This window comes from Pseudochrobactrum sp. AO18b, assembly GCF_000409565.1.
Classification (GTDB): Bacteria; Pseudomonadota; Alphaproteobacteria; order Rhizobiales; family Rhizobiaceae; genus Pseudochrobactrum; species Pseudochrobactrum saccharolyticum.
The window spans coordinates 1-3747 of sequence record NZ_ANNO01000170.1; the positions used below are offsets into that span (position 1 = coordinate 1).

General features: G+C 53.2%; 2 protein-coding genes. One reads left to right on the plus strand and one right to left on the minus strand.

Annotated elements, in window-relative coordinates; genetic code table 11:
• A partial coding sequence (gene gyrA / locus A918_RS0107100) for a DNA gyrase subunit A (RefSeq protein ID WP_033315947.1) occupies positions 1-2733 on the minus strand: 2733 nt, incomplete at its 3' end.
• Positions 2734-3059: 326 nt separating this feature from the next.
• On the opposite strand from gyrA, the gene A918_RS0107105 reads away from it, so the two are divergent.
• Complete coding sequence (locus A918_RS0107105; RefSeq protein WP_022710390.1) at positions 3060-3692, plus strand: MarC family protein; 633 nt, start codon at positions 3060-3062, stop codon at positions 3690-3692.
• Positions 3693-3747: the final 55 nt, after the last annotated feature.

A 3747-nucleotide genomic window follows, 5' to 3' on the forward strand; every position in this document is an offset into this window, starting at 1 on the left:
TTCCGAGGTTTCATCCTCTTCATCATCGGTTTCAGAAATCCGTTCTACCGACACAACCTTTTCACCATCTGCGGTGTTAAAGATGGTTACGCCCTTGGTGGAGCGACCGGCAATGCGGATACCGCCAACCGGCACGCGGATCAGCTGACCGCCATCCGACACCAGCAGGATCTGGTCGCTTGCTTCCACAGGGAACAGCGCAACCAGCGCACCGATTTCATCAGTCTTCGATGTATCAGTGGCGCGGATACCCTTACCGCCACGGCCGGAAATACGGAATTCATAGGACGAAGAACGCTTGCCGTAACCGAACTCGCTGACTGTCAGAACAGTCTGCTCATGGGCTTTCAGCTCTTCATAGCGCTCATCATTGAGTTCCGCATCTTCGGTCACGTCTTCACCGACGACTGCGATATCTTCCACATCATCCGAGCCGAGGCTGCGGCGCTCAGCAACAGCGCGCTTCAGATAGGCTGTACGCTCAGCCGGTGTCGCTTCCACATGCTCAAGAATAGCCATGGAGATAACTTTATCGCCGTCAGCCAGATTGATACCGCGTACACCAATCGAATTACGACCGGCAAAGACGCGCACATCATCCACACGGAAGCGGATACACTGGCCACCGGCAGCGGTGAGCAGCACGTCGTCATTAACCGTACAAGTATCGACCGAGAGGATTTCATCGCCCTCTTCTTCCAGCTTCATCGCAATCTTACCATTGCGGTTGACCTGAACGAAATCGGACAGCTTGTTACGGCGCACAGTACCGCGCGTTGTGGCGAACATCACGTCAAGTTCTGCCCAGCTTGCCTCATCCTCAGGCAATGGCATGATCGTGGTGATACGTTCACCCTGCTGCAAAGGCAGCATATTAATCAATGCCTTACCGCGGGATTGCGGAGTACCGATTGGCAGACGCCAGACTTTTTCTTTATAAACGATACCACGCGAGGAGAAGAACAGCACCGGCGTATGGGTATTGGCCACAAACAGACGGGTAACAAAATCCTCGTCCTTCGTCGCCATGCCCGAGCGGCCTTTGCCGCCGCGGCGCTGCGCACGATAGGTATTCAGCGGCACACGCTTGATGTAACCGGCATGGCTGACAGTAACGACCATATCTTCACGGGCGATGAGATCTTCATCATCCATTTCAGCGCCGCCAAGGGTCAGTTCAGTACGGCGTGGCGTAGCGAATTCATCACGAACCGCAGCCATTTCATCCTTAACAATGCCGAGAATGCGCTCACGCGATGCCAGAATAGACAGGTAGTCTTTGATTTCTTCGCCGATCTTGTTCAGTTCATCAGCGATTTCATCACGGCCGAGAGCTGTCAGGCGCTGCAGGCGCAGTTCAAGAATAGCGCGTGCCTGTTCTTCCGACAGATTATAGGTGCTGTCATCATTCAGAACATGACGCGGATCATCGATCAGACGGATCAGCGGTGCGATATCGGCTGCAGGCCAGCGGCGTGTCATCAACTGCTCACGCGCCGTTGCAGGATCCGGCGCACGGCGGATCAGCGCAATAATTTCGTCGATATTGGCAACGGCAATCGCCAGACCAACCAAGACATGCGCACGTTCGCGGGCTTTATTCAGCAAGAATTTGGTGCGGCGGCTGACAACTTCCTCACGGAAATGCACAAACGCATTCAGCACTTCCATCAAGGTCAGAAGTTGCGGCTTACCACCATTCAGCGCCACCATATTGCAGCCGAAAGAGGTCTGCAGCGGGGTGTAGCGGTAAAGTTGGTTCAGCACCACATCAGCATTGGCATCGCGTTTCAGTTCAACAACCACACGATAACCGTCACGGTCGGATTCGTCGCGCAGATCGGAAATGCCTTCAATACGCTTGTCGCGTACCAGTTCGGCCATTTTCTCAATCATGGATGCTTTATTGACCTGATACGGAATTTCCGTGATCACGATGGATTCACGGTCATTGCGCATCGGCTCGATGGTCACACGGCCACGCATCAGCACAGAACCGCGACCGGTGCTGTAAGCCGAATAAATACCAGAGCGGCCGAGGATCAAACCACCGGTCGGGAAATCAGGCCCCGGAATAATCTCGATCATTTCTTCCAGTGACATTTCAGGATTGTCGATCAGGGCAATACAGCCATTGATCACTTCACCCAAGTTGTGCGGCGGAATATTGGTGGCCATACCAACGGCGATACCGCCGGAACCATTGACCAGCAGGTTCGGATAGCGAGCCGGAAGCACTTTAGGCTCCTGTTCGCGACCATCATAATTGTCCTGAAAATCAACAGTGTCCTTGTCGATATCTTCGAGCAGAACCGAGGAAACTTTTTCCAGACGGCACTCGGTATAACGCATCGCCGCGGCACTGTCGCCGTCGATGGAACCGAAGTTACCCTGCCCGTCAACCAGTGGTTCGCGCATGGAGAAGTCCTGCGCCATACGCACCAGTGCATCATAGATCGAGGCGTCACCATGCGGATGGTATTTACCCATCACTTCACCGACGACACCGGCAGATTTACGGTAGGAGCGGTTCCATGCGAGCCCCATCTCATTCATGGCATGGAGAATACGCCGGTGGACCGGCTTCAACCCGTCACGAACATCAGGAAGCGCGCGGCTGACGATAACGCTCATAGCGTAATCGAGGTAGGACCGCTGCATCTCCTCCACAATAGAAATCGGTTCAATGCCGTTAAATTCGTCTGAACCGGGCGGCGGAGTAAGGTCTGTCACTATTCAAATATCTTTCATAAAGAATCGATTAGTTTTGATAGATTGTACTCTATCCCATAACATCAAAATCACGAAATTTCGACTGCCTTGCAGCGGCCTTCATACACACCAAATATAGCCGATTTTGTGCTTTTTTGGCATATTTATCACCCTGTCACGCATAAATCAGAGAATATTCTTGTTTCCCGTTCGGGACGGGGGCAAATGCATCAGAATACTTCATCAATCGGCCTTTCAGAACCGGCACAAGAACCATCTTGCGCTTATACGGCAAAGACAGGCATAATTCTTACAATCATTCATAAAGAACAAGAACAGGAACACGGATGAGCTTTTATGACAGTCTCTTCAGCGCCTTTGTCACACTGCTCGTAACCATTGATCCGCCGGGGCTTGCACCGCTGTTTCTCGCCGTTACCACCGGCATGGATCGCCGTGAACGGGCACAGGTTGCCAAACGCGCCAGCATCATCGCCTTTATCATCCTCGCGCTCTTTGCCATTGCCGGCGCGCAAATTCTGATGCTGTTCGGCATCACACTCGGCGCGTTCCGCGTTGCCGGTGGTCTTTTGCTGTTCTGGATCGCGTTTGAAATGATCTTTGAGCGCCGTCAGGAACGCCATGAGAAAAGCGCGACAGTTGCCATCACCAAAGACCATATCCGCAATGTTGCCGCCTTCCCGCTGGCCATTCCGCTGATTGCCGGCCCGGGCGCTATTTCCGCCACAGTCCTTCTCGGCGGTACATTTCCGACCATTGGCAGCAGACTTGCTTTGCTCGGCATTCTGCTCGCCTGTATCGTACTTTCTTACATCGTATTTCTGCTTGCAGAGCGCGTGGATCGCTTCTTGGGCGAAACAGGCCGCTCCATCCTCACCCGCCTGCTCGGCGTTATCCTTGCCGCTCTGGCAGTGCAATTTGTTGCAGATGGTATCCGGTCATTGATTGTAGGAAGTTAGAGCTACCATTGTGTGCCCAATAGGGTGTCTGGCACTCTAAATAAAAAAGCCCCCG